Source organism: Micromonospora sp. CPCC 205554 (assembly GCF_036902745.1).
Classification (GTDB): Bacteria; Actinomycetota; Actinomycetes; order Mycobacteriales; family Micromonosporaceae; genus Micromonospora; species Micromonospora tulbaghiae.
Genome location: NZ_JBAKHP010000018.1, coordinates 84,473 through 108,840, shown reverse-complemented (window position 1 = coordinate 108,840; position 24,368 = coordinate 84,473). Strand labels below are relative to the sequence as shown.

Sequence of the window (24,368 nt, the reverse complement as noted above, 5' to 3'; positions counted from 1 at the left end):
GCGGCGCATGAGTGGAAACCTATGACGCGTATACGAACGATGTGAGGAAGCCTCCAGCATGGCGCATTTCCCCGAACCGTCAAATCCCAGCCAGACCGGTGCGGCATGGACCTCCACGCCGACGTCCCAGGAGATCTACGGCTGGCTCGGGACGAGATTTGCCATGCTGGAGGCCCCGCGCTACCGCGCTCACATGGTGGGCCGGCACAGCGAGACGACTCTTGTCGACACGCACGGCGCCGCCCGCGACCTCGGACGTGCCCGACCAGTCGAAGTCCGCATCGGCCACGAACTCCACGACAACACGAGCGTCGACGTCACAACCGTCCACGACACCACCGGAGGCGCCTCGGTCGTACATCATCTCTGGGCGACGCTGATCAACTACCAGCTGGCCCTTGCCGGGAGCCGAGGCGCACCACCGTGGGGCAGCGGCCCACCGCCACCGCAATTCATTGACCGGCTCGACACCAACAACCCGCCCGAGCCCACCGGCACCCACGCCCTGACCATAGACGGCAAGCGCGGACCTGCATGGCTCTACCTCGCCTGCCCCGACATGGCCAGCGAAGCACCGCTGGCCGCATGCGGGGGTCACATCGATGACTCCATGGTCATCGTCACGGGACCGCGAGACGCTGTCCTAGCCGCTCAGCTACGCATGCTGCCGGAGTCCGAACGGCTCACCACCACCCACTGAGCCGAGGCAGACGCACTGCCTAGATCCACTCTGAGGAGGCGGAACCGGCCGGTCCCCTGCGAGTCGTCAACCGGCGGCCCGCCCTCGCGGCGGTCGTCAAAGAAGCACTTCGCGCACCCGGCCGCCGTGAGTGCGGCCTGCTGCTGGGCGAGGTTCTGCTCCCGGGTAGAGACCCGGCCATAGCCGACCAGCACCCCGGTCAGCGGAGTGGGCGCCAGCAGATCGCCGCCGCCGGGCGGAAGGGCGGCGGTCACCGACGGCCAGCCTGGAGACGCTCGGGCGGTGACCAGCACAGCGCGGAGCTGGTTGGCCGCCTGGGGGCAAGCCTTCATCGCCGAGCGGCGGACCAGCTGCAGCGTGCGGATCATCTCCACCACGCCGTCGGCGGTCTTGGGCATGCCCAGCGCAGTGCCGGCCAGCACCGACCGGGCGGCCGTCTCGGCGGCGATCGCGTCAGTCTTGCCGCGCCGGCGACGGGTCTGTCGGTTCGGCCAGACGACTTCCACCACCGATATGCCCTGGTCGAGCATGTGCCGGGTTAGCCCGGCGCCGTAGCTGCCGGCGCCCTCGATGCCGACCTGGCCGACCGGGCCGAGTTCCCGCGCCCACGCCGTCAACTGGGCGTGCCCGATCGCGGTGCTCGGGACACTGGTCGTGGCGAGCAGGCGCCCGTGCTGGTCGATCGCCGCAGCCACATGCACGTCGGCATGAGTGTCCACGCCGACGATGACGCGCACCTCGGCCAGCTGGATCGTCGCTGCCATGCCCACCCGGAACCTCCGTCGCGTCGCCTTAGCCTCTGCGCCGCCGCCAGCGGGAACGCGGGCAGAACTCCAGAGGGATGCGTCAGGCTCCTATCAGGCAACATCGACCCGGCCGGCGGCGGCACGGCGACGTCCTCCCGCCGGCCGACGTATCGCTAACAAGGCACCCGCAGCCCGTTGGTTCGCGGATCAGACCGCCGGGAGGACCGGCGATCATCATGCTTGGAGTTGATTTTCGCTGGAAGCTACGGCTGGTCAGCAGATGGTGTAGCCGGACCAGCAGGGCCGATTCCCCTGGGACGACGGGTACCACTTCGCCCCGCGGACACAGCCGCTCATCGGCTGGCTGTAGCCGGACACCCGACCGCCGTCGTCCGCGATCGGTGCCCCCGTGGTGGTCAGCCAACCGTATGAGTCTCTGCCGCCCAGCGCATGATTGGCGAGCTTGTCGTGCACCCGCTAAGCGGCTTCGTCTGTAGATGCCCGTCGTTTCGGGCACCGGTGGCGCTCGGTCTCCGCCTGCGACAGAAACAGCCGGTCCAGGTACGTGGTGAGAACCGCGAAGGCGTAGGAGAGGGTGCCGTAGCGGAACACTGGGGTGACCTGAACACCCGCTCTCCCTAGCGCGCCAGCATCTACCGCGCCTGTCTGGTCCTCATCGCCGCCATCATGTGGCTACGGTGATCGACGGAATCTAGCCGGACCATCTGGCGGTAATGGCCCCTTCAACACGGAAGCGCTCGCCGCAGGCCGGGCAGTACGCTAGGCCAAACACGTAGGGCAGCTTCTCGGCGACGTCGGGATGGTCGTCGGCGATCGCGCGATCGTGCAGGCGTTTTCCGACACCCGTCAAGTCAGCAGGATCAGCGGGCAGCAGTGGCAGCCGCTGGGAGCCGGAGTCGTTCATGTACATGCTGTCCAGCGTGGTGAACGCTCCGTACTGGCCGAACGCGACGAAGATCTCTTCATCGCATTGCGGGCACGCCACCTCGTATTCCTCGTTGTTCAGTCCGTCGAGGTGTCTGCCCCAGACTTCGGCGCCTTCGAACGCCAGCAGCGCCTGCAACATGTAGACGTAGGTGCTGGGGTCGTCATCGGGGCCGGAGCTTTGGAGCGTTTCCTCGGTCAGCGCTCTCAGTCGAGCGATTTCGCAGGAATAGGTGACGTGCGGGTCGAGGTCCCCGTAGGGCTGATCCTCGCTGGACACGATGTCAGCCGCCAGCGCCAGCGGCATCGTCCGCTGCGCGGCCGACCAGCGGCCCGCGATCTCCGTCAGGACTGACAATGCCGGGAAGCTTGCCGGGTATACCGTGCCCTGATGGCACAGCCGGGACCACAGTTCGCCCCAGATCGGGCTGCGCGGGTCCGGTTCAGCCCTCGCAAGCAGACCCGGGACGTCATCTGCCACGCCGTAGGCATGCCTGAGCTGGGACCAGTCCGTCATGCCGGTGATCTAAGCAAGTCCCCACCGCGCCCGCACCACCAGAACCTGCCTGACTCCCCCATGACAAGATCGACAGGATTTGGCCTGGGCTCACTGGCATGCCTTCCACAGGCCCGTCGGCATCCTCCTCATGTAGGGACAGACATCAAGCGTCTCTACCAAGATCGAGGGCAGTCAGGGTTAAGACGCCCCGGGGACGGTCGGTTGCGGGCCGTGGTGGTGGGCGTTGGCCCGCTGCAGTTTCGCCGGCGGCCAGTACCGGCGCACGGTGCGCTCGGATCTGCCGATTCTCTCGGCGATCTGGGCGGGATGCATCGACGGGTCCCGCTGGTACCAGTACGCGACGGCCGCCGGAGTGGCCGCGGCGACCTGGGCGGCGTCTCCGTGGTCGGAGGGGATCGTTGCTGGGGTCTTCGCGTCGTGGGTTGGCGTCCCGCCGGCGCGATCGCCGGCAGCACGGGACGGCTCGGAATCGCCACGGACGTCGTCGCGGTAGGGCTGAGCCGGGCGGTCTGGTGACCCATCGCCTTGCGTGCTCGCGGCCTTTCCTCGCGATGGAACCGGGGTAGACACGGCGCCCGGCGACGCAGAGGTGGCCATTGGTTTGGTCTCGGTGACCGCTTCGGTGAGGCGGGGCGTTCGCCGCCTGGTGGTCCGGTCGGCGCGGGCCCTCAGGGCGTGGTGTCCTGGCCGCTCCTGAGGGGCCGCTGGTTGCTGCGTGGGCGTGGGCCAGCCGGTGCCGGCGCGGATCCTTTCGGTGATCTCCACGAGGCTGATGCTGGCCACGACGACAAGGCCGTCCACGGAGATCGGCAGCAGGTAGGACGCGCCGGCGTCGATCTCGCCGTAGCGGGCGGCGACACCGACCATGTGCCAGTAGCTGACCCAGCCGGCGATGCCGGCGATCGCCGCGGTGGCCAGCAGCCGCAGGGCGGCCAGGGACCTACGGTGGCTGGGCACCCTGGAAATCAGTTCCACGGTGAGCAGCAGCGCCAGCGGCGGCCAGGCGGCGATCAGCTGGCTGATGAGGTTCGGTCGGGCGTGCAGCACGTTCGCCGCGATCGACGCGGCGACACCGAGGGTGAGCACGGCACGCACCGCCCACCGCAGCGGCCGCAGACCGGCCAGCTGGTCACGGGTGGCCGCGTTCGGATGGTCAAGGTGCGAGGACGGCGAGGTGGAGGTGTCGGTCATGCGGTGGCTCCGTCCTCGTCGCGGAAGTGAGGCCGCGCCTGCGGTCGGGGGTGGGGGCGCTGGTGGGCGGCGATGAGCTCGTTGGCGAGAGCGAGGGTGTCTTCGTGTGGTTCGGCGTCGATCTCTGCGAGGGCCCGTGTCAGTGCTCGGCGTAGGGATCGGATCGCGTCTGTCTGGCCGAGGGCGGCGCGGGCGCGCATGGCGTGCTGGTAGAGCTCCTCCGTGTAGGGGCTGTGGCGGATCGCCTCGTCGAGCACAGTCAGCTGGTGGGCGGGATGGTCGGCGAGGGCGTCGCCGAGCGCGAGGTACGTGTCGAGGGCTTGCCGCCGTACGGCCTCGCGGTAGGGCTCGATCCACTCGTAGTCGACGCCGTCGGCGAGGTGCCCGCGGTAGGTGTCGACGGCGCGCCGTAACGCGGCGACCCGCACTTGCGAGTCGGTGGCGCGTTCGGCGTCGCGGATCGCCGCGCGCATCCGCCACAGGTCGACGTCGACGAGGGCGGGGTTGAGCGTGTAGCGGTTCTGGGGGTGGGTGAGGTAGTCGCCTGGGCCTGCCGTGTGCCGCATGACGGCGCGGAGGTTCGACACGTAGGTATACAGCCTGCCTGGTGCCTTGCTGGTCGGGGCGTCGGGCAGGAGGTCATCCAGAATGGCGTCCACGGTCGCTTCCCCGTCGTGGACTGCCAGGTACACGAGTAGCTCGAGGGCCTTGGCGCGCAGCGGCGGTTCGGACGCGGCGTCGGTGATGCTGGGCGGGCCGAGCACCGATACCTGCACCCGGCGGGGCTGCTGCTGCTCGCCGTTCACGGCGGGGGGCACGGTTTCCGGTCCGGCGGAGAGCAGGGTGTCGTGACCACCGGCGTCGGCGACGGCGCGTGTATCGGCGATCGGATGGGGCCGGGTGTCGATGATGCCGGTCGATCCGGCCGATGCGTGAGGACGGGCGGTAGCCGAATTGTGGCCGGTGGCCTCGACGGGGCCGGGTGACGTGCCGGCAGTCGTCGGGGGAGGCGCTTCCGCCGGTCCCAGCGTCTCGGCCGGGGCGCTGCGGCCGGACTCCGCCGAGTTCCCGGTGGCCGATCGCTGACCGCCTGACTGTGACGCGGCGTCGATGGGTGCCGGTGGTTGGCCGGTGTGTGACTCGGCGAGGACGCGGAGCAGGGCGAGGGTGTCGGCCGAGGTGAGCACGGCCAGACGCTCCACTGGGGTGGGACGATCGTTCCGGTCGGTGCGGGTGTCGGCGAGGGCTGTGGTGCCGTCAGCGGCGACGGCGACGGTGTCACCGTCGGGCCATGCGCCGAGCAGCACCCCGTGGATGTCCAGGCGTGTGCCTTGGGTGAGCAGCGCGGCGATGCGGGTGTCCTGCTGGGCTGCGGTGGCGTGGGTCAGCAGCAGCACCGGCGGCAGCGGCTCCCCCGCGGGGTCGAGCGTCCGCAGGTCGGCCACCGTGTCAGCGTCGCGGGTGTCGACGAGGCGGCTGCGGTGCAGGATCTGCGCTTCGATGAGGTCGAGGGCCTCCTCGACGGTGGTGGTGACCGTCAGGCGCGGGGTGTTGGGCAGGGTCGCGGTGTCCGTGTCGAGGAGGGTCGTCGCGGTTGTCGCTGGCATCACCACCTGGGTGCGTTCGTGTGGGGCGTCGAGGCCGCCGGCGGCGAGCGCGGCGGTCAGGAAGCCGCGGGCAGCGGCGTCGGCGCCGGGGCCGGTGAGCCCGAGGCCTGCGGGCGGCCAGGTCTCGGCCATTGGGTGGGCCAGGGACGGCACGGCCGGGCGCGGCACAGGTGTCGGGCCGAATTCGGTGTCGGTTTCACCGTTGACGCCGGACGCGTCTGGTCCGGTGTTTCCGTCGTCGAGGCCCGGGGGCGAGTCGTGGTGGTGCCGTTGGTGGCCGGTGGTGGGGGGTGTGGCGGTGCGTGGTGCGGCGCCGCGCAGACGGCGGCGGATCTGCGTGACCACGGTTGGCATCGGTGCGGTATCGGGGCCCTCGACGTGGGTAGAGGCCGAGGGCGGGCGCGGGGTGTAGCGGCGACGCCGCTGTGCCCAGACCAGCGCGGCGGCTGCGGCGATCGCCGCAGCCAGGCCGATGTCCACCCAGCTGCCCCCCGGCACCTCGATGTCCGGGGACCGGTGAGGTGTGGGCAACGGATCGCGGGCCGACGGATGCGAGGCGCCGCGGGAGGGTGGAGTCACACGGGCGGTGCCTGTTGGGGGTGGTTCGGTCGCGGGTGCTGTCGGGCCTGCCGTGGTGGTGGTCGTGGATGTCGGCGTTCCGGCCGAGGAATCGGGTTTCGTGGGTGACGCCGGGAGGTCCGGGCGTCCTGGTTCGGTAGGGGGCTGTTGTTCGTGGCGCCGCGGCGGAGTCTGGTCGCTCCTGTTGTTGGCGTCGGCGGGCAGGCGGAGAACCCAGCCGGGGTAGATGAGGTCGGGGTTGCGCAGGGCGCCGCCGACATGGGGGAAGCGGGCGCCCCGGTTGAGGGCGAAGATCTCCGGCCACCGTTCGGCGTCGCCGAGGGTTCGGGCAGCGATCTCGCACAGGCTGTCGCCGCGGCGCACGGTGTAGGTGGGCGGAGGCGCGGCCGGCTGGTGGCTCGCAGCGGGGCGGTGGGAGGCGCGTGAGGCGATCGCTTGTCCGGCCGCGGCTGGTTCATCGGACGTGGTGGTCGCGGGAGCGGCGTGTGCGACCGCGCCGGTAGCGGTGGTGACGGCAGTCGCGCCGAGCAGCGCAGCGGTAAGGCCCTGGACCGGACCGGGAAGGCGTAGAACAGGTGCGCGGCCCAGCCGGCGGGCCAGCGACGCGTACACATGGGTAAGGACGGCAGTGGCCAGCAGCAGCCAGAGCATCACTGCCGCGGCTGCGGCGAGGACGGCGACGACGCCGCTGCCCATCGGATCGGCTATCCACTGCCGCATGGTGACCGGCGCCGGCACGTGCATAGTCCAACCGCTCTGCATCACCACTACGAGCGCGACGACGGCGGTGGACAGGACGCTGGTGGCGGCTGCGGCGGCGCGGACTCCTAGAGATGTCACCTGCCTTCCTCCTGCTCGCCGTTCACACCCAGCAGGGCTGCTGGTGGCGGCGATGCCGTGACGCTATGACGCAGCACGGCGTGGTGGGGTCATCGGTGGCTGACGCCACCTCACAGCGCCTTACACGACCTCACAACAGCAGGTCAGCAGAAACGGCGGATGCTGAGCCCGCCACGACAGCCCTGCGCGGGCGCTTGAGCCTTCTCAAACGCTGCGGTACCAGCGGGACCATACGGCCGTGCGAGGGCAGGGCACCACGCGCTCGGGTACCGCTGCCGGGCAGTTGTCAGAGTACGAGTGGGCGGAGCTGGCTCGGCTGCGGCGGGAGAACGCCGAGCTGGCGATGGAGCGAGTCCTTCTGCGATCCGCGGTCCTGCGGGTCAAGGAAGCGACGGTCCGGCTAGCGTGGCCGGGTTCATCGCGCTGCACCGCCTGCGGAGGTTGGTGCCTGGGCGGCGAGGAGGTCAACGGCCGCATCGCGAGGCACTGGTTCTTCCCAGTAACTCACGGCGCAGGGCTGCGTCAAGGGGCGCGTCCTGTTCCTAAATCGATGCGACAACGGGATTCAGCGCCATAGACCGCAAGCAGCGATTGAACGGCGATTACGCTCGTTTCCACACCTGCAACGAATGCGCCGTACTGATGTGCACTTCCGCACCGTTCACGTGCTGGGCGCCCGCCGCCGCCACCAATCAATGCTCTACGACGCCACACAACTCCTCGGATTATCCACTGCCTGGCCATCGATTATCAGGATTCTTGAGTAGGTGAAACCTGAAATATTTCAAGCGAAGCGTCGGGCCGCCTGAACGCACCATCGAATGTTTGAGCATATTCGCCGGAAGATATCTCGAGAACGATCTTAGACTCTGCAGTGACGTAAATTTCGAGCGCAGCGCTGGCTTGCCAGTCCAACTTGGCCCGAAAAACGTGTCGACCTGGTTGCATGTTGAGGTCAATGCTCGATCCTTGCTCAAGTTTGGCGACAACGTCGCCGTCGACCTCAATTTTCATCTTTCGCAGCAACCCACCAAGATCTTCGCCGCGACGTACGGTTACGACCGCCATCTCTTCCCCTGTCATTCTTCCATTATATAGCCGCACACCCTGGGCGCACTGCGCTAGGGCTGCTGGAGGGACATCAATTCGCCACTCCAGCAGCCCTAGTCGCTCCAACTAGGAGTTACTCAGGTTGCCAAAGAATCCGAACAGGGAGGCCCCGGCGCTCTTCGTGGCGATGTCTCCCCAATCGAGCGACTCGCCAGACTGGTAACTCTCGCAGGCAGAGTCGACGAAGCCGCCGAATCCCGCTCCAATTGAGGCTCCGACGAGAGCACCAGCCGGGCCACCGAGTCCCGCACCCAGGGCACCACCGACAGCGGCTCCTGCAGCTCCAGCCAGCGCTGCGCCAACCACACATTCTGCGCTTTGGCCGGAGGGGTCGATGTAGGTTAGCGGGCTACATCCGGCGTAGGCGTAACGGTTGCCGTTCCTCGGGCTGCCAATGAAGCTGAGGTTATCTTGCTGGGTGAAGCGGCCCTGTTGGGGGTTGTACCAGCGCTGGCCGAGTTTGGTAAGTCCGGTGCTCTGGTCGTAGATGCCGCCGGTGTAGCGGATGATGTTGGTGGCGCCGAGGTTGGCCTCGTCGGTTGTGGTGGCGTTGCCGTAGGGGTCGTATTTGTAGGTGGCGGCGAGGGTGCCGTTGGCCTTTACGGCGGCGACGGGGGTGCCGAGGCCGTCAAGGACGAAGGCGGTGTCGGTGGTGCCGATGCGCAGGCCGAGTGGGGTGCCGAGGCCGTCGCGTTCGACGTAGACGGTGGTGCCGCCGGCGGTCCAGGACTGGAGCCACGGCATGCCGTGCTGGTCTTCGTAGCCGTACTGCATGGTGGTGGTGCCGGCGCGGGTCAGCTCGACCTGGTCGGTGCCAGCGTAGGCGTAGGTGCCGGAATTGGCGCCGGTCATCTGGTTCGCGCTGTTGTAGGTCATGGGGTTGACCGTCGGGTTGCTGGCGCGGGTTTGGTTGCCGCGGTTGTCGTAGGTGTTGTTGGTGGTGGTGATCTGGTTGGCGGTGTTGAACGTCAGGCTCTGGGTGGTGGCCCCGTCGACCTTGACGGTCTCGCGGTTGCCGTTCTTGCTGTAGGTGTAGTCGTAGGTTTTGCCGTTGTAGTTGGTGGCCTTGGTCAGCCGGTTGGCCTTGTCGTAGGTGAACTGGCTGATCGCGCCGGAGGTTTCGTCCTTCTGCCACTGCCGCAGCCCGGTGTCGTCGCCGGTGGCGGTGGAGCAGGGCTGGCCGGAGGTGTACTTGGCGTAGCAGTAGGTCACGTCGAACACCGTCGCGGGTGCGGCGGAGTTGCGGGTGGCTGTGATGCGGGTGGGCCGGTTGGACTTGTCGTAGACCGTCTTGACGCGTAGCGCGTAGACGCTGTTGTCGGTGTTGGCGGCAAACCAGGTGTTGGTGCGGTTGCCGTCGTTGTCGTAGGAGTAGTTGTAGCGGGTGCCGCTGGCGGTGTCGGTGCGCACCAGCCAGTTGCGCGTGTTGTAGTAGTGCTTCGTGGTGCCACGGCCGTCGGTGATCGCGGTGAGATTCCCGGCGAGGTCGTGGTCGTAGATGAACGTGGCGGTGCCGGGGTTGGTGCGGCGGTGTAGCCGGTTGAGGTTGTCCCACTCGTAGGTGGTGGTGCCGGTGGCGTCGGTGCGGCTGATCAGGTTGCCGACGCGCCCGTACTGGTAGGTGACGGGGGTGAGGGTGCCGCAGCCGGCGTAGCTGGTCTTGTCCAGCCGGTCGTCCTTGGTCCAGTCGTACGTGGTGGTGCAGCCGCCCTGCGCGACGGTGCGGACGCGGCCGAGGACGTCGTAGGTGAACGTCTTGACGGCTAGGCCGTTGCCGGTGGGCGGGGTCAGGGTCGTGATCTGCTTGTCGCTGTCGTAGGCGTAGGTCGTTGGGTTGCCGGTGTTCGCCGGGTCCGTGGAGGTCTTCACCGTGCCGTCGCTGTTGTAGTCGACCTCGGCTTTGGCGGCGAGGGCGTCGGCGGTGGAGGTGCGGTTACCGGCGCCGTTGTAGGTGTAGGTCGACGAGTTGCCCTGGGTGTCGATGGACGACGACGGCTGGAAGTTCGCCGTCGGGTTCGTCGAGGTCGCCGGGTTGGCGTACGCCGCGGATGCGCTGGCGCCGGACGGTGAGGCCGACTTCGTCAGCGACTGGCCAGCGTTGGCGCCGTAGGTGTTGGTGACCGTGCTGCCCTCGGGGCTGACGGTGGTGGCCACGTCCTGGAACGTCGTGTAGGTCTTGGAGCGTTCGTTGCCGGCCGGGTCGGTGGCCTTGGTGACCCGCTTGTCGCTGTTCAGGTCGTACGTCGTGTGCGGCACCGACGAGACCGGCTGGGACAGGTCCTGGCGGGGGTCGGCCATCTTCGTCTGTGACGACGTGGGGTAGGCGAACCTGGTGGTCGCGCCCTGGCCGGTGGTGGTGTCGGTGACCTGCGTGAACGAGGTGACCCGGTGCTGCCCGTCGTAGGTGACGACGCTGTAGAGGTCGTCCTTGGACCAGATTTTCACCAGGTCACCGGCGGTGTTGTACTCGAACGCCCACTGCCGGGTCGCTCCCAGCAGGTCGATGGCCTGCAGCCGGTTGTTGGTGTCGTACTTGTAGGACACCTCCCGCAGCACGCCGTAGGCGTCGCTCTGCTGGTACTTCGTCAACCGGCCACCGGCGAACGTGGCCGTGGCCGTGCGGGCGTACTGGCCGCCCCGGTCGGAGACGACCTTGGTCAGCTGCCCGCCGCTGTAGGTGTAGTCGGTGACGTTGTCGTTGCGGTCCTCGGTCTTGTCCAGCAGACCATCGGAGGTGAAGAACAACTCCTTGCCACTGTCGTTCTCGGTCAGCTTCCACCCGGTGCCATTCTTGACCAGCTTGGCCTTGAACTCACCCGGCGTCGTGTAGGCCGACCCGGACCAGGTGAACTTGCCCACCACCCCGTCGGCGGCGGCGTAGGTGACCGACCCGTCGTCGGCCGGATACAGCTTCACGTCCTGCCCGGCCCGTGTGCGCCAACCCGGCCCGTGCGCGCCGACCGACAGGTCGCTGCCCAGCATCAGGCTGTTGAACGACGCGCCCAGCGTCACGTTCCCGGCGATGCCCGGCAGCGTCAGGTCGGTGGTGTTCACCATCAGGTTCCCGGACCCGACGTTGACCTTCACCTCCATCCGATCAGCCAGCGAGAACGACACCTGGGTGCCGTTGCGCACCGGTCCGGTACCCTTCGGCACCGACGGCGCCGCCCCCGCCGCCGCCCGTGCCACCGCACGCTGCGGCGAGTCGAACAACCACACCTTCGACGACGACCGCGGCGACACCTGCGGCGCCTCCGACACCTCCTTCTGCGGCGCCGCGGGCGCGGCGAAGGACACGGCCGGCGGAACCGCCAGCACCGACGTGGCCAGCAGCGCAGACGCCACCCCCACAGCCACTCGACGTTGACCCATCAATACTCCTTCTTGACATCCACCCGACGGCCAATCCGCCGGGAGGCAGGCAGAACTCACCCCGCCACCGAACGATCAAATCCGTCAGGTGGCATGGCAATAAAGCGGCACTTGCGAAGCGCAGGCACCGACCCGGAATTCGGCTATGCAGCGGTGAAAGGATTGCTGGGCGACGCCTCACAAATATCAGGCGAGGTGGCCTGCTCGCATTTCTGGCATGAGTCAGCAAGGGACCAGCTCACGGTCGATGCGACACATGGCCTCTGCGTACAGCGGAAAGAGCCACCCAGAGCAAGAGCAGCCCAGAGAAGAGCGCGACGACGAACGTCGTCAGCGCTTAATGAGGTGGCGCGTTAGCCCGTCATCATGATTTGCGTGTCCCCCGTTGTCCTCAACGGTTGCCGTCAGACAACCGTTGCACTGGAAACAAGCTATCCATTTACTTAGTCTCAGGTCAATAAATATTACAACTGGCTAGGGCAAACGCCGCATATCACCCCAAAGTTTTGAAGTTCGTGGCGGTGCGTGACCATCGTTTGGTTGCCCTGGTGAGCAGACCCGTCGAACCTGCAGGGGCCAGCGGCGTGCCTCTTTGTCGTGCGACCTCGCCGTGCAGCGGCCGGTGGACCTACCTGGGTCTAGCGAGCAGTGATCATGGGTTGGTCGAGGATGCCGGCGAGGCGCAGGCGTTGCCGGTGGGTGTGGAGAAGGTCGGCGGCTGCGGCGGAGTCGCCGAGGGCGTTCAGTTGGTCGGCGGCGAGCTGGTGGAGCTGCTGGTTGTAGGGGTCGATGCGGATCGCCGCTTGAAGGAGCCGCAGGCGCTCGTGCGGGTCGGTTTGTGCTGCTGCGGCGGTGGTGTGGGCGTCGAGGACCAGGCGGCGTGTGGCCTCACGGGGTGGGTCGATCCATGGCCAGGTGTGGCCGGCGGCGAGGTCGCCGGTGTAGGCGTCCATCACGGTCTGCCAGCCGCCGGGTGCGTCCGTGGTGGCGCTGTGGTGGGCGGCGGCCTGTAGCCGCCACAGGTCCACGGTGGTGCGTGGGTCGAGGTGGTAGCGGTCCTCAGTGTGGACAACCACCTGGTCGGCGGTGGTGGCGCGGATGGTCGAGCGGAGGTCGCTGAGGGTGGTGTAGAGGCGGCCGGTGACGGTGTGGGCGGGTAGGCCGGGCCAGAGGGCGTGTACGAGTTGCGTGGTGGTGGCGCCGTCGGGGTGCACGGCGAGGAAGACGAGGATTTGCAGGGCGGCGCTGCGGCGGATGGTGACCTCTTGGCTGTCGATGAGCAACGCCGGGCGGCCGAGCACCCGCAGCTGGACAGCGGTCGCTGCGGCCTCGGTGGGCTGCTGCGGTGTGGGCGGTGAGATTCGGCTGGCTTGGCGGGGGATCTTTGCCTGTGCCCGTTCGATCGGTCGGGCTGGCGCGGACGCGGCGGGGTCGGGTGCTGCGGTGGTGGGTTGGACTAGGACGGCGAGTAGGTCCGCTGCGGCGGTGCTGTCGAGGACACACATCCGTGGCCGTGGTTGGCCGGTCTGATGGTCCACGGTGTGGCCGTTGCGGTGGACGCGCCAGGTGGGTACTGGTGCTGCGGCGTCGAGGGTGACGACACGGGCGCCCGGGAGGCTCGGCGGTGCTGCCGTCGCGGGTTCGGCGGTCAAGACGAGACTGGGTATAGCGCGGTCGGCTGTGGACGAAGGGCTGGACGCAGGTAGCAGGGCGGCGGCCTGTTCGAGGGTCTCGACGACATGCAGGCCCGGGATGGTGGCGGTCTCGGCGACGCTGGGCAGGAGCCTGGCGAGGGCGTTGCTGGTGACGATCACCGGGGTCGTATCGATGGGCTCGCGTAGCGCGGTGAGAAGCCTGGTGACGAGTAGACCTCGGGCGGCGTGGTCGGCCCCGTCACCGGCGAGACACACGCCGGCCGGGGGCAGCGGCGCCTGCATGGCGCCGGTGGTGGCTGCTGGTGGCGACGGCTGGCCGGCGATGGCTGCCTGGACGGCGGTGACGGTGACGGGCAGGGGTGTCAGCTCGGTGGCGTCGGTGTCGGGCTGGCCGGGTTGGTGGGCGCGACGGCGGCGTAGCCACACCAGGGCCGCGGCGGCGGCGATGTGGTGGGCCGTGTCGTCAGGTAGCCAGCCGCCGGGCACGACCACCCCGCCCTGCTCGGTCTCGGGCGTATCGGAGGGGTCCTGCAGTTCATCGGCGGTGACTGGTGTCGGTGGGTTCGGCGGCTGGGTGGTAGGGGTGTGGGCGGCGGTGAGGGCGGCCGCGCCGGCGATGCTGGTCGCGGCTGCCTGCCATGGGGTGGGTAGCGGCAGGTGGCGCACCCATCGGGCGCCGGCGCGCAGTCGGCGGGCGGCCGTCACGGTGACGGTGTAGGCCATGCCCAGCCACAGCAGCCAGGCCACGGCGATGAGCCCCGTGGTGAGGGTTGCCGGGGTCAGCGGATCGGCGAGCCAGTCGCGTAGCTGCGTGCTGGTCGGCCAGCCGGGCAGGTGCGCTCGGGTGAGGGTGGCCAGCAGCCACGGCGGCACCGCCAGGACGGCCAGCACGACGGTCGCGCCTGCGAGTCGCCGGCCCCCGTTCACCGCAGCCCCTCCCCCACGTGCGTCGGGTGGCATCGGGTTGGTGGGGTCATTGCGGCGGCTGGTGGGGGCGCAGTAGGTGGGTCCACATCTGGCGCAGCCACCAGGTGGCCACGGCGATGGCGTAGATGACGCCGAGGATGCCGGAGGCGGGCCAGGAGACCAGGGCGGCGGTGATGACGGCGAGGGGTGCGCTGAGGATCAGGCGCAGGATCGGCTGGGACACGACGGCCATGACGGTGCCGATGCCCAGGAGCAGGCCTCCGACTCGGCCGGCGAGGTCGATCCAGAGGATCAGGTGGGGCCACCGGTCGGCGGTCAGGCTGTATTGGATGAGCAGCATGCCGGCAGCGGCGGTGAGCACGGATCCGGTGGGGAAGGCGAGCAGTTTCGACCATCCGTCCGCGGGGGTGCGCCATTGCCGGGCGGCGATGAGGGCCATGACGGCGGCGGCGGTGATGGTCGGGGTGATGGGTAGCAGTGTCCAGCGCAGGAAGCCGTTGACGGGGTAGCCGACGTAGAGGCTGCCGACGACGGCGTACATGCCGCCGACGGCGACGCCGAGGGAGGCCGCGGCGAGGATGCCGGTGCCGGTGTGCACGCCGGGGCTGGTCGGGGTGGTGGCGCGGTTGGCGATGGTGGAGGCGAGGACGGTGCCGGCACTGAGGCAAGCGATGACGGCGAAGACGGCGGCCATTGTCAGCTCGCCCCAGTTGAGGATCGCTTCGCGGTACATGAGGGAGCCGCGCCACTGGGGTGTGAGCAGGAACTGGGAGACCAGGGCGAGGGACGCGAAGCCGGGGAGGGCGATCGCGGCGGCGCGCCGCACCGGCGGTATCGGCTCCTCGGTCGTGGTGGGGTCGGTGGTGGTGTTGGTGGCGCCTGCGTCGGCGGCGCCTCGGGCGGCGGCCAGGGTGGGCTGGTCGACGAGGGTGGGGGTGATGCCGGCGTCGGCGAGGGTCTGTGCCAGCAGGGGCAGGCGGGCGGTGCCGCCGACGCAGTAGACGCCGGTGAGGTCGCGGGGTGTGAGTTCCGCGGCGGTGATCGCTTCGGTGGTGAGGTGGGCGATCCGGTGCAGGACGGGCTGGGCGGCTTGGTCGAGCAGGCCGGTGTGGAGCACCACGGCCGGTTCGTCGGCTAGTGGCACGGTGACGGCCGGGTGGTCGGTCAGGGCGTGTTTGCCGGCGCGGAGGCTGGCTGCCATGGCCCATCGTTGCCCGCCGGTGCCGGATGGGTTGGTGGTGAGTGTGGTGGTGAGGGCGTCGTCGATGGCGGTTCCGCCGGCGGTCGGGTCGGCGAGGGTGGCGAGGACTTCGAAGCCTGCGGGGCCGCGGCGCAGGACGCTGACTTCGGCGGTGGCGCCGACGTCGCAGACGGCGATGTAGGCGCCGACGGGCAGCTGCAGGCCGGTGGCGAGCAGGTGCCCGGCGACGGCGGTCGGCGCGTCGATCAACTGTGGTGGTGGGAGGCCGGCGCGGTGCGCGGCGTGGCGCATCCAGGTGCGTCGTCGCGGGCCCCAGCCTGCCGGGACGACGAGCCGCACGTCGTCGATGCCGGGTCCGGCGAGCTGGTGGGCTTGCTCGGCGACGTGGCGCAGGGTCGCGGCGACCAGATCGAGCGGGTCCACGTCGGTGTCGGCGACGGTGAGTCGCTGCTCGGAGGGTTGGCGGGGGTGCGGGATGAACCGGTGCGGTGTGGCCGGCGCGGCCCGCCAGGCGTGGTGGCCGGTCACGGTGGTGCCGTCCTCGCTGAGGAGGACGGCGCTGGGCAGGGCGGGTTCGCCGTCGAAGAGCAGCGGCGTCCAGGTGCCGTCCGGCCATGCCAGTACGGCGGTGGTGTCGGCGCTGCCGTAGTCGATCGCCAGCCGCGTCTGCCCCGATCGCATGGATGTCAGTCAAACATGAGGATCTCATTCACGTCATCCCTGAATCACTCACCGCAACCAACCTTGGTGCCCGACACGGTCACAACAGCGAACCCCGGGACTGACGATCGGCCCTGGTTCCTCCAGGTCGCACGTGGCCACTTGACCTGCAGCGGCATCGTCAACGGCATGCCGCACCATCGATGATCCGTCAGGAGGACACCATGCATGACTCCACCAATCCGATCTCAGCGCACGGACAAGCCGTGGCGAGCCGATGGACGCAGGCGGCGTTGTCCTGCGAGCCCGCGGACCAGGCGCGCGCGGAGGCAGCCGTCCGCCTCGCCTACCGCAGCGCCGGGCATCCCGAGCCGTCTCGGTTCCTGTGGTGCCCCTCTCCCCCGGCCGCCCTGCAGCAGGTGCGGCAGCTCCTCGACGACGGGCACACGTCACTGGTCGCCTCGATCCGGCGCGACGCCCTCAACAACGCGCTGGCAGCAACGCGAGCCCCCATCTGGGAGCAGACCAGTGACCACGACCGGTTCACCGCCTTCGGCGATTTCCACGACTTCATGGAATGGCACGGCTACTACGGCGAGCAGCGCTACGACGGCTTCGAGGCCCGCTACAACCTGATGGAGCACCGGTACCTCTGCAACCCGGTCACCAAGGGCGAGCGGTCCGCGCTCACACCGGTGCTGCAGGCGGTACGGCAGGTGTACGAGCAGGTGCTGGGCCCGATCTGGGCGGCGGTCGACCGCACCCTCACCGGCAGCTACATCATGCAATTCGCCTGGTTCTGGAGCGATGAGCAGACGATCGTGAAGCGCAACGACGAGGGACGCGCCGTGATCCGTTACTGCCTGAATCCTCGCGACTGGTTCTTCGATCCGGCCTGGAACCTCTACCCCGACTGGCTTGTGCTCGCCGCGATCGACACCTACCAGCAGGTGCTCGGCACGGCACCCACCCCAGGGTGGGAGGGATGCCGTGACGTGGCACTGGCGGCCGGGCCGTGGTGGCCCCTATCCGGGGTGGCCGTGATGATGCAGCGCCCCACCGTTCTGCGAGTCACCGGCGACGGCCTGCTGCACGGCGTCGATGAGCCGGCCGTTGTCTGGCCCGATGGCAGCACCCTGTGGGCCCGTGACGGCGCGGTCGTCCCACCCGGGTGACCGCCCCGCCGGCGGCACCTACGCCCCTTCCGATTGCGTCTCGGCGCTGGAGGGCGGGTCCGGTGTGGCGACCCGCCCTCCAGCGCGTCGGCGCCGCCATCCGCAGGCGCGTAGATGGGGCGGATGACGAGCGGCTCAGGGGTTGCCGTGCGTCGGTGCTTGTGCGGTCAGCCCCCGGAGGCGGTGCAGGAGGTTAGGAGCTGCAGGTGTTCAGCATGCTCTGCAGGGCGGACTTCTCCGACGACTGCAGGCTCAGCCCCCAGTTGTACTTCACGGTGATCCACATCTTGCTGTAGGTGCAGCGGTACGACGACAGCGGCGGCTGCCACGTCGACGGGTCCTGGTCACCCTTGGCCTGGTTCACGTTGTCGGTCACGGCGATCAGCTGCGGGCGGCTGAGGTCGTTGGCGAAACTCTGCCGTCGACTGGTGGTCCAGCCGCTGGCGCCTGAACGCCATGCCTCGGCGAGGGGCACGACGTGGTCGATGTCGACGTCGGAGGCGGCGGACCATGTTGCGCCGTCGTACGGGCTGTACCAGCGGCCCGAGGTTGACGCGCAGCTGCTGTCGGTGACCACGGACGTGCCGTCGCGCTTGAGGACCGTCTCGCGGGTGTTGCAGGCGCCGCTGATGGTGATCCAGTGCGGGAACAGATCCCGGGAGTACCCACTCGTCGACCCCTCGCTCTTGACCGTCAGAGCGTTGAGCTGCGACTGGGCGCTCGCCTTGGACGGAATACCGGGCGGTGTCGCCAGGGCCACCGAGGCGTCGACGGCGACCAGGCCGGCGCTGGCGACCATCACGGCCGCTGCGCCGGTCAGGGCACGCCGTGCCACCGCAGATGTGGTGAGTCGTCCGGTGATTCGCATGAGGGCCTCCTCGGGCATCCGTCGTGGACAGCGACCATCTCGCCCCATCATGTCCATCGACGGTCACCACTGTGAAGAGCGGGGAAGGCTCCCACGAACACTGATCACAGCCATTCCCTGTCCGCACCACCGGCCCCGGGCGAACTCGCCTGTCCGCTGCCCCGCCGGCGATCGTGCCTGTCGAGATGGCGACGAACCGGCGATCAGCCACGTACCGACGTCCTAGAGTGCGACTCTCAGGCTGGCACTACACCTGCAATTCCGGGAGCGACGGTGGCCAACAACCTGATCGTCATGACATGGAACGTGGAGAACCTGTTCCCACCCGAGGACACCGACACATCGGCGGCCGACACCTACACCGCGAAGCTCACCTACCTCACCGGTCTGATCGCCGGCACCGGCGCCGACGTCGTCGCCCTCCAAGAGATCGGCAGCCTCCGGGCCGCACAGGACCTGCGAGCCGCTCTCGGTGAACCCTGGCAGGCCGTCGTGTCCTCCCACCCGGACAGCCGCGGCATCCGCGTCGCCGTCCTCGCCCGGCATCCCCTCACCGAGGAAGCGCAGATCCTCGCGCTGCCGCCCTCCGGATTGCCCGCGGTCCCCGACGTCGACGGCGACACCCTCACCCATATGGGCCGCGGAGCACTTCAAGTACACGTCGACTCCGGCGGCGCCGGGCTGCGCCTGCTGACCGCGCACCTGAAAAGCAAACTGCTCACCTACCCGGGCGGGCGACGCTACCCCCTCAACGAAGACGAACGCGCCCGCGGCGCCGGCTACGCCCTCCTGCGGCGCACCGCCGAAGCCGTCGCCCTGCGCGTACACCTCAACGAGACCCTCGCCGCGGCCGCCATAGACGGCCAACCAGGCATGCCGACCGTCCTCTGCGGCGACCTCAACGACGGCCCGGACGCCATCACCACCGTCCTGCTCGAAGGCCCAGCCGACGGAGACGTCAACCGCCCCGACAAAGGCGACGCCGTCCGGCTGTACAACCTCGGACGACGCCTCCCCCCAACCCGCGCATACTCCCGCATCTACCAAGGCAACGGCGAACTCATCGACCACATCCTGGCAACCCGCGACCTCCAACTCCAGCTGACCACCATCGACTCCCTCGTCGACGACATCACCTCCATCGGCGCCTCCACCCGCAGCCGAGAGAAGGCCGTCGTACCAGACCACGCCCCCGTCGTCGCCCGATTCCACGGGTAAGACGGGCGGCCGGGGAAACGCAGCGACCGACGCTGCGCGCCAAGATGTCGTCGAGCTCGGCGGCGGTGGCGACGCGATAAATGGCAACGTTCGTTGGGCGAGGGCGTCCAGAAGACGCGACTGACGCTGCGGCCTCTCGTCTCCCAGGGCACGTGACCGGCCGTTAGCTGATCTTCGAGGTGCCCCCGCAGAATACGAACCGGCCACGCCGGTTTAGCAAGTGTGGACGTAGGCGGAAGCCGCACGGCATGACCTGGAAGGACTTGCGCCGCCACGTCCAGGAGCTGACCGCCGTTGACCGTCCTCACCCACTCGAACGGGCACGCGAGGGGCACGCGATGCTTCGCTCGTCGGCCGTCGGGCGAAGGCGTTCCCACTGCGGGTCGTAACAGACCAGCCCATGGTCTGCCGCCATACGAGCCGCCTCGGCCGACACCTCCTCGCACATGCTGTACCGCATGGTGAAGTAGACGAAAGGACCCGACGCCTCGTCCATCAAAGGACCAGCAGACCACGGGCTCACATCGTGCTCGTCATCAGACATATCGACCCACCGCTCAAGCAGCGCCAAGACGTAGGCACGGATACGCGGGGTCGGCGGAAGTTCCTCATCCTCCATGTACAGGGCGTAGAGCTGGTCGTAGGCCTCACCTGCAGCGCCGTCGTCAATCGGCAGCTCGCCCTCCCAGACCGCCAAGTCGTAACTCATGCCGGCAGTCTGCCCGCCATGCCCGATGCAGCGGTAGATGCCAGCAGGCTGACGCTGGCCAACCTGTGGATTATAAGATCAATCGCCCATTCCGTCGGCCTGGCACATGGCTGCCTACCAGCGGAAACACTTTTCGGCTGAGGTTCCCCCGGTTCGCCGGAGGGTCTCGCACTACTCCCCCTGTCCGTCGACCTCTTGCGGACTGGATGCGGACCGCCCGCCTATGGATGATCCGCTCGGTAGCTCGGCTCGACGGGCCGCAGACGGATCTGAGGCCGCTCATCTATATCGATAATCTCGAACTCCGTAACGGTGTCGAGCGTCGGCCACTGTGCCGCGTCGTAGGGCAGCATCAGGACATCCACGAAGCCCTTCACGGCAAGACCGAGGTCAACACCGACCCCAATTACACCGGGACTTGAAACCCAAAACACGCGACCGGTCAGGCGTTGGCCTACGTGCAACTGCGTGCGTAGTTCACGCCAGTCCTCGCTGCTGTCATCGCCACCACCCACGGCGCGATCATCGCAGCCCGCACTGTCAGTTTGGAGCGGCATCCCTGAGGAGGGCCGGGGGTTCGGGGCCGAGCCCCGAGGTCTTCATGATCCTGGTCGCTCCGACATACTCCCGTCGTGAACCAGGACGACCCACTGAGCGATCGGCTGCAAGTGGCGGGGCACGTTGTCGTCCTCATGGCAGTGCTCCTCATGCCGCTCCTGTGCTGTGGCGGGTTGTTCGCGAACTGGCTGTGGAACAACTGATCGTCCCCGGCCGGCCGGCCGACGCCTGCCGGAGGTCGCCAGCAGGCCGGGGCCGGGCCGCTTGCGGACCCCTCTCCATCAGGACCTCCCGATCGGGTGGCCCGCCGTAGCGCTCTTCTCGGGCTCAACAGAGCGTCAAGCCGCTGGACTCGCCATGTCACATGGGTATCTCAAGTCGATGCGGTGCCGATCGAAGATCGCAGCCCGGCAGCCACCCGGCGGACCCGCTCGCGTCCTACTGACGGTCATGGATGCCCGGGTAAGCGCCCAGATGCCCACGGGCATGATCGTTCGTGCGGCGGGAAAGCCGGGGTGCAGCCGTTGTACCAAGATCGCGGCGCGGAGCGGACTCCTGCTGCACTGCAGCCTCCCGTGCTAAGTCGGTGGCGGATCTGACGAGCAGCCAACGGCATGTCTCCACAATCGCCCGGCAAGTCGGTGGAGTGAATGCCGAGCATGCGGACGAAGCGGCTGTCCGCATGTGCCCCACCGGTGAGCCTCTCCCGTACCTACACATCTCGGTGTTCGTGGTTGCGCCGCGCTGAACAGCGAGTGACCCTATGTGCGCGATAGTCACGCTGATCATCGCCATAGTGGTGCGAACAAGTCACGAGGAGGCGGTGCTATGGGCCAGACCCCGCGGATGCTCCAGCCGTCCCTATCCGAGCGCCACTTCTTCGGTGCCGAGCTGCGTCGGCTGCGGGAGAGGGCCAACCTCTCCCAGGCGCGACTCGGCGCGATGATCCGCTTCAGCGCCGACCTGGTGCGTCGGATCGAGACAGCGGACCGCTTTCCATCCCGGGAATTCGTCGAGGCCTGCGACAGGGCGTTGGAAGCCGGAGGGGCCTTGACCCGCCTGCTACCTCTTCTCGAGGAAAGTCGCAACAGCGAGAACATGCGGGCAACTTCCCCGAGCGGTTCTGGCAACGCAGACACCCTGCTGCCCACCCAATTGAAGGAGAAGCCCGGAGTGGCGGGCATGGTCGTCCGTGTTCCCTTCCAGCCCGGTGTCCTCGATCGCGCCGCCCTTGACTGGCTGAACGCTGCGGCGGACCCCCGGCCGCCCGTGGTCGGACGACCCGGCCTGCCTGACCAGGTTGACGAAGAGGATCTTCATGCGGCGGAGACCGCTCTGGCGATGTTCCGGCAGTTGGACCACACCCACGGCGCCGGACGAGTCCATGCGCAGGTGCAGCGGTACGTCGAAGGCGAGCTGAACCGGCTGTTGGCGAACACTCCCACCTCCGAGGCTGTCGGCCGGCACCTGTACACGCTGGCGGCGGGATTCTTCGAGCTCTGCGGGTACCAGGCGGTCGACACCGGCGCCCATGGCCTCGCCCAGCGCCGCTACCTCCGCGCCCTACGTCTGACGGAAGCCGCCGACGACCGCCTATACGGCAGCTATCTGCTCGCCGTGAACATCGGCCACCTCGCACTGCACTGCGGCCATCCGGAGCCGGCACGCAGGATGGCGCTGACGGCGGTGAGAGGAAGCGAGACCCAGGCGACGCCCGCCGTGGCAGCCGCGCTGCACGCGGTGGTGGCGCGCACCCACGCCCGACTTGGACGCGAAGACGACTGCCTGGCCCACCTCGACATCGCGGAAAGGCAACTGGCCCGTGCCAAGCCCGAGGACGAGCCGGCGTGGATCGGGTACTTCGACGCGGCGTACCTCGCCGACGAGATCGCCCACTGCTTCCACGACCTGGGCCGACCGCAGCACACCCAACGGCACCTGGGCGACGCCCTCACCGCCCTGAGCCCCACCCACGTCCGGCGACTCGCCATCGACACAGCGCTCCTGGCCTCGTCGCTGGTCGCCGCCGGCCGCATCGACGAAGCCTGCGCCACCGCACGCGAGGCAGTCGACCACGCCGCACGAACCACCTCACACCGCTGCCTGCAGCGCATCGTCGAGGTACAGGCCGACCTCGAGCCCTACCGGTGCGAGCCGGAGGTCCGCGAGTTCGGCGAGTACGTGCGTCACCGACTACCGCTGGCCGCCGTGTAACGCCCGTTGATCGTTGGCCGCATCCGCCATCACCGAGCGGTAGTGGGCCAGCTCGGCCTCCAGCGCCGCGCCCGCTCGACGGGACGACGCCACATAGTGGCCGACATCAGCAAGAAGCAACACCTCGGGCGCCGTACCGAGAGACGTCAACTCCTCGGCGAGTTCGCAGACATCCTCGACCACGGCCACCTCGTCGGCAGCGCCATGAATGAGCAGCACCGGCCGTTGGACAGCAGCGGCACGGACCCGGCCGGCACCACCTCGCAGCCGCATCGCATGCGCCCGCTGGAACCGGGGCACCGTCTGCGCCCACCGGTCAGGATCCACGATCGCCGACACGGCGGTGGCAGCGGCGAACGGGCCGTCCTGGGCCACCGCGTGCAACGCGGTGTAGCCGCCGGCGCTGGCACCACGGATGAACACCTGCCCCGGCACCGCCCGCCCCGTCGACAGCAGATGAACCGCCACCGCAGAGCAGTCGCCGACATCGTCCAGGCCCCACCGACCGTAAAGCGATTCCCGGAACGCGCGGCCGTACCCGGTGCTACCCAGGTAGTCGACATCCACCACGGCGAACCCGCGGCTGGTGAAGAACTGTGCCTGCCAGTCCAGGCGCAGCAGGCAGGACGCGGTAGGCCCGGGATGCGCCCGCACGATTACCGGCGCCCGCCAGTCCGCCGCCGAGCCCGTCGGCGGATACACCAGGCCAAGCACCTCTCGACCACTGGCCACTCGAACGCGCAGCTCCGTCGGCGTCGATACTCGCGTACGGTCGAGTGCGGCGTGCTCCGGTCTGGCAAGTACCTCCGCCCGGGGGTCAGCGCCCGCCAGGTCCACGAGAGCGACCTGCGGGGCTGCGGTCGGCGACGATCCGATCAACGCCACTGTCGTCCCTCGAACGGCCAGGTAGGGCTTGATCGACGTGTAAGGAAGTTCGACCGGGCGGACAGTGCCGTCGGGCTCGATTACGACAAGGCGGTGTCGCGGCCCTTCCTGCACCGCCGCGACAATCCGACCCTGGTCGAGGAACCCATACGACGTGTAGCCCAACTCCCACGGCTCTGCAGCGCACTCACCTGCGATCGACGCCACAGCCTCTACCTCAAGGCCGTCCCACCGGTAGAGGTTCCACCAGCCGCTGCGGTCCGACACGAAGTACAACGCTCCGTCGGGCCCCCACTGCGGCTCCACCGCGGATTCCTCTGGACCGCCGGCCAGCTTCACAGGGTTCTCGACCTCACCTTGCGGTGAGTAGGAGGCGGTCCACACCTCGCAGGCATCCCATGGCATGTCGCGCTCACTCCAAGCGGTCCAAGCCAACCGACCTGGGCCTGGCCGAGGAGCACCGAGGAACCCTGGGGACGAGACGAGAGTCCGCATCTGCGAGGCGCAAGTGAACGACACAGCGACGAGCTGGTCACTCTGCTCCGACTCCCGTACAGCCAGCAACTCGCCGTCACCGATTGTTAAGTCGCCGAAGCATCCGTGGCTGACTAATTCGGGTTCATTCCTATAAGGGCGGCTTCGGTACAGGCCGTCTCTAGCGACGCACCACAACGTCCCCGCGGCAACA

Annotated in this window: 15 protein-coding genes and 3 pseudogenes; 5 read left to right on the top strand and 13 right to left on the bottom strand. The window is 68.6% G+C overall.

Annotation, left to right across the window (positions count from 1 at the left end; genetic code table 11):
- Window positions 1–58: 58 nt before the first annotated feature.
- Complete coding sequence (locus V6U82_RS21320; RefSeq protein WP_334463857.1) at window positions 59–700, top strand: hypothetical protein; 642 nt, start codon at window positions 59–61, stop codon at window positions 698–700.
- A gap of 95 nt (window positions 701–795) precedes the next feature.
- Here V6U82_RS21320 and V6U82_RS31600 read toward each other — a convergent pair.
- The 9 genes and pseudogenes from V6U82_RS31600 to V6U82_RS21275 all read right to left on the bottom strand — a co-directional run.
- A pseudogene (locus V6U82_RS31600) lies at window positions 796–921 on the bottom strand (recombinase family protein); the annotation flags it as partial.
- 75 nt (window positions 922–996) lie between these two features.
- Window positions 997–1,464, bottom strand: a pseudogene (locus V6U82_RS21310) (IS110 family transposase); the annotation flags it as partial.
- A 694-nt stretch (window positions 1,465–2,158) separates the two neighbouring features.
- A complete protein-coding gene (locus V6U82_RS21305) occupies window positions 2,159–2,908 on the bottom strand; it encodes a hypothetical protein (RefSeq protein ID WP_334463854.1) in 750 nt (249 codons plus the stop codon).
- A 180-nt stretch (window positions 2,909–3,088) separates the two neighbouring features.
- Entirely contained in the window at window positions 3,089–4,102 is a 1,014-nt protein-coding gene (locus tag V6U82_RS21300) for a DUF2637 domain-containing protein (protein WP_334463851.1), read from the bottom strand.
- Complete coding sequence (locus tag V6U82_RS21295) at window positions 4,099–7,128, bottom strand: BTAD domain-containing putative transcriptional regulator (RefSeq protein WP_334463848.1); 3,030 nt, start codon at window positions 7,126–7,128, stop codon at window positions 4,099–4,101. Before V6U82_RS21295 ends, V6U82_RS21300 begins: the two co-directional genes overlap by 4 nt.
- Window positions 7,129–7,878: 750 nt before the next feature.
- On the bottom strand, window positions 7,879–8,211 hold the full coding sequence (locus V6U82_RS21290) for a hypothetical protein (protein WP_334463845.1): 333 nt from the start codon (window positions 8,209–8,211) through the stop codon (window positions 7,879–7,881).
- Window positions 8,212–8,304: 93 nt separating this feature from the next.
- Window positions 8,305–11,610, bottom strand: a complete 3,306-nt coding sequence (locus V6U82_RS21285; protein WP_334463842.1) for an RHS repeat-associated core domain-containing protein — start codon at window positions 11,608–11,610, stop codon at window positions 8,305–8,307.
- Window positions 11,611–12,248: 638 nt separating this feature from the next.
- Complete coding sequence (locus V6U82_RS21280; protein WP_334463839.1) at window positions 12,249–14,192, bottom strand: hypothetical protein; 1,944 nt, start codon at window positions 14,190–14,192, stop codon at window positions 12,249–12,251.
- Window positions 14,193–14,238: 46 nt separating this feature from the next.
- Entirely contained in the window at window positions 14,239–16,074 is a 1,836-nt protein-coding gene (locus V6U82_RS21275; RefSeq protein ID WP_334463836.1) for an Hsp70 family protein, read from the bottom strand.
- A 182-nt stretch (window positions 16,075–16,256) separates the two neighbouring features.
- On the opposite strand from V6U82_RS21275, the gene V6U82_RS21270 reads away from it, so the two are divergent.
- Window positions 16,257–17,228 carry a DUF6745 domain-containing protein gene (locus V6U82_RS21270; RefSeq protein ID WP_334463833.1) on the top strand — a complete coding sequence of 324 codons (972 nt, stop codon included), beginning with the start codon at window positions 16,257–16,259 and terminating at the stop codon, window positions 17,226–17,228.
- 193 nt (window positions 17,229–17,421) lie between these two features.
- Here the strand turns inward: V6U82_RS21270 and V6U82_RS21265 are convergent, their stop codons facing one another.
- The gene (locus V6U82_RS21265) at window positions 17,422–18,096 is read right to left on the bottom strand and encodes an HNH endonuclease family protein (RefSeq protein ID WP_334463830.1); all 675 of its coding nucleotides are present in this window, start codon (window positions 18,094–18,096) and stop codon (window positions 17,422–17,424) included.
- A gap of 273 nt (window positions 18,097–18,369) precedes the next feature.
- Here V6U82_RS21265 and V6U82_RS21260 point away from each other — a divergent pair, with 273 nt between their 5' ends.
- Complete coding sequence (locus V6U82_RS21260) at window positions 18,370–19,314, top strand: endonuclease/exonuclease/phosphatase family protein (protein ID WP_334463827.1); 945 nt, start codon at window positions 18,370–18,372, stop codon at window positions 19,312–19,314.
- Between the two features lie 304 nt (window positions 19,315–19,618).
- On the opposite strand, the gene V6U82_RS21255 is transcribed toward V6U82_RS21260, so the two are convergent.
- Together V6U82_RS21255 and V6U82_RS21250 are read right to left on the bottom strand one after the other, a co-directional pair.
- Window positions 19,619–20,023: a hypothetical protein gene (locus tag V6U82_RS21255; RefSeq protein ID WP_334463825.1), complete on the bottom strand. Its 405-nt coding sequence runs from the start codon at window positions 20,021–20,023 to the stop codon at window positions 19,619–19,621.
- A gap of 221 nt (window positions 20,024–20,244) precedes the next feature.
- Window positions 20,245–20,538, bottom strand: coding sequence for a hypothetical protein (locus tag V6U82_RS21250; RefSeq protein WP_334463823.1), 294 nt, complete (start codon window positions 20,536–20,538; stop codon window positions 20,245–20,247).
- Between the two features lie 117 nt (window positions 20,539–20,655).
- On the opposite strand from V6U82_RS21250, the gene V6U82_RS21245 reads away from it, so the two are divergent.
- Entirely contained in the window at window positions 20,656–20,784 is a 129-nt protein-coding gene (locus tag V6U82_RS21245) for a hypothetical protein (RefSeq protein WP_334463822.1), read from the top strand.
- A gap of 625 nt (window positions 20,785–21,409) precedes the next feature.
- Window positions 21,410–22,795 carry a helix-turn-helix transcriptional regulator gene (locus V6U82_RS21240; RefSeq protein ID WP_334463820.1) on the top strand — a complete coding sequence of 462 codons (1,386 nt, stop codon included), beginning with the start codon at window positions 21,410–21,412 and terminating at the stop codon, window positions 22,793–22,795.
- On the opposite strand, the pseudogene V6U82_RS21235 reads toward V6U82_RS21240, so the two are convergent.
- Window positions 22,768–23,956 (bottom strand): annotated as a pseudogene (locus V6U82_RS21235) (alpha/beta hydrolase family protein). The gene V6U82_RS21240 and the pseudogene V6U82_RS21235 overlap by 28 nt on opposite strands.
- Window positions 23,957–24,368: the final 412 nt, after the last annotated feature.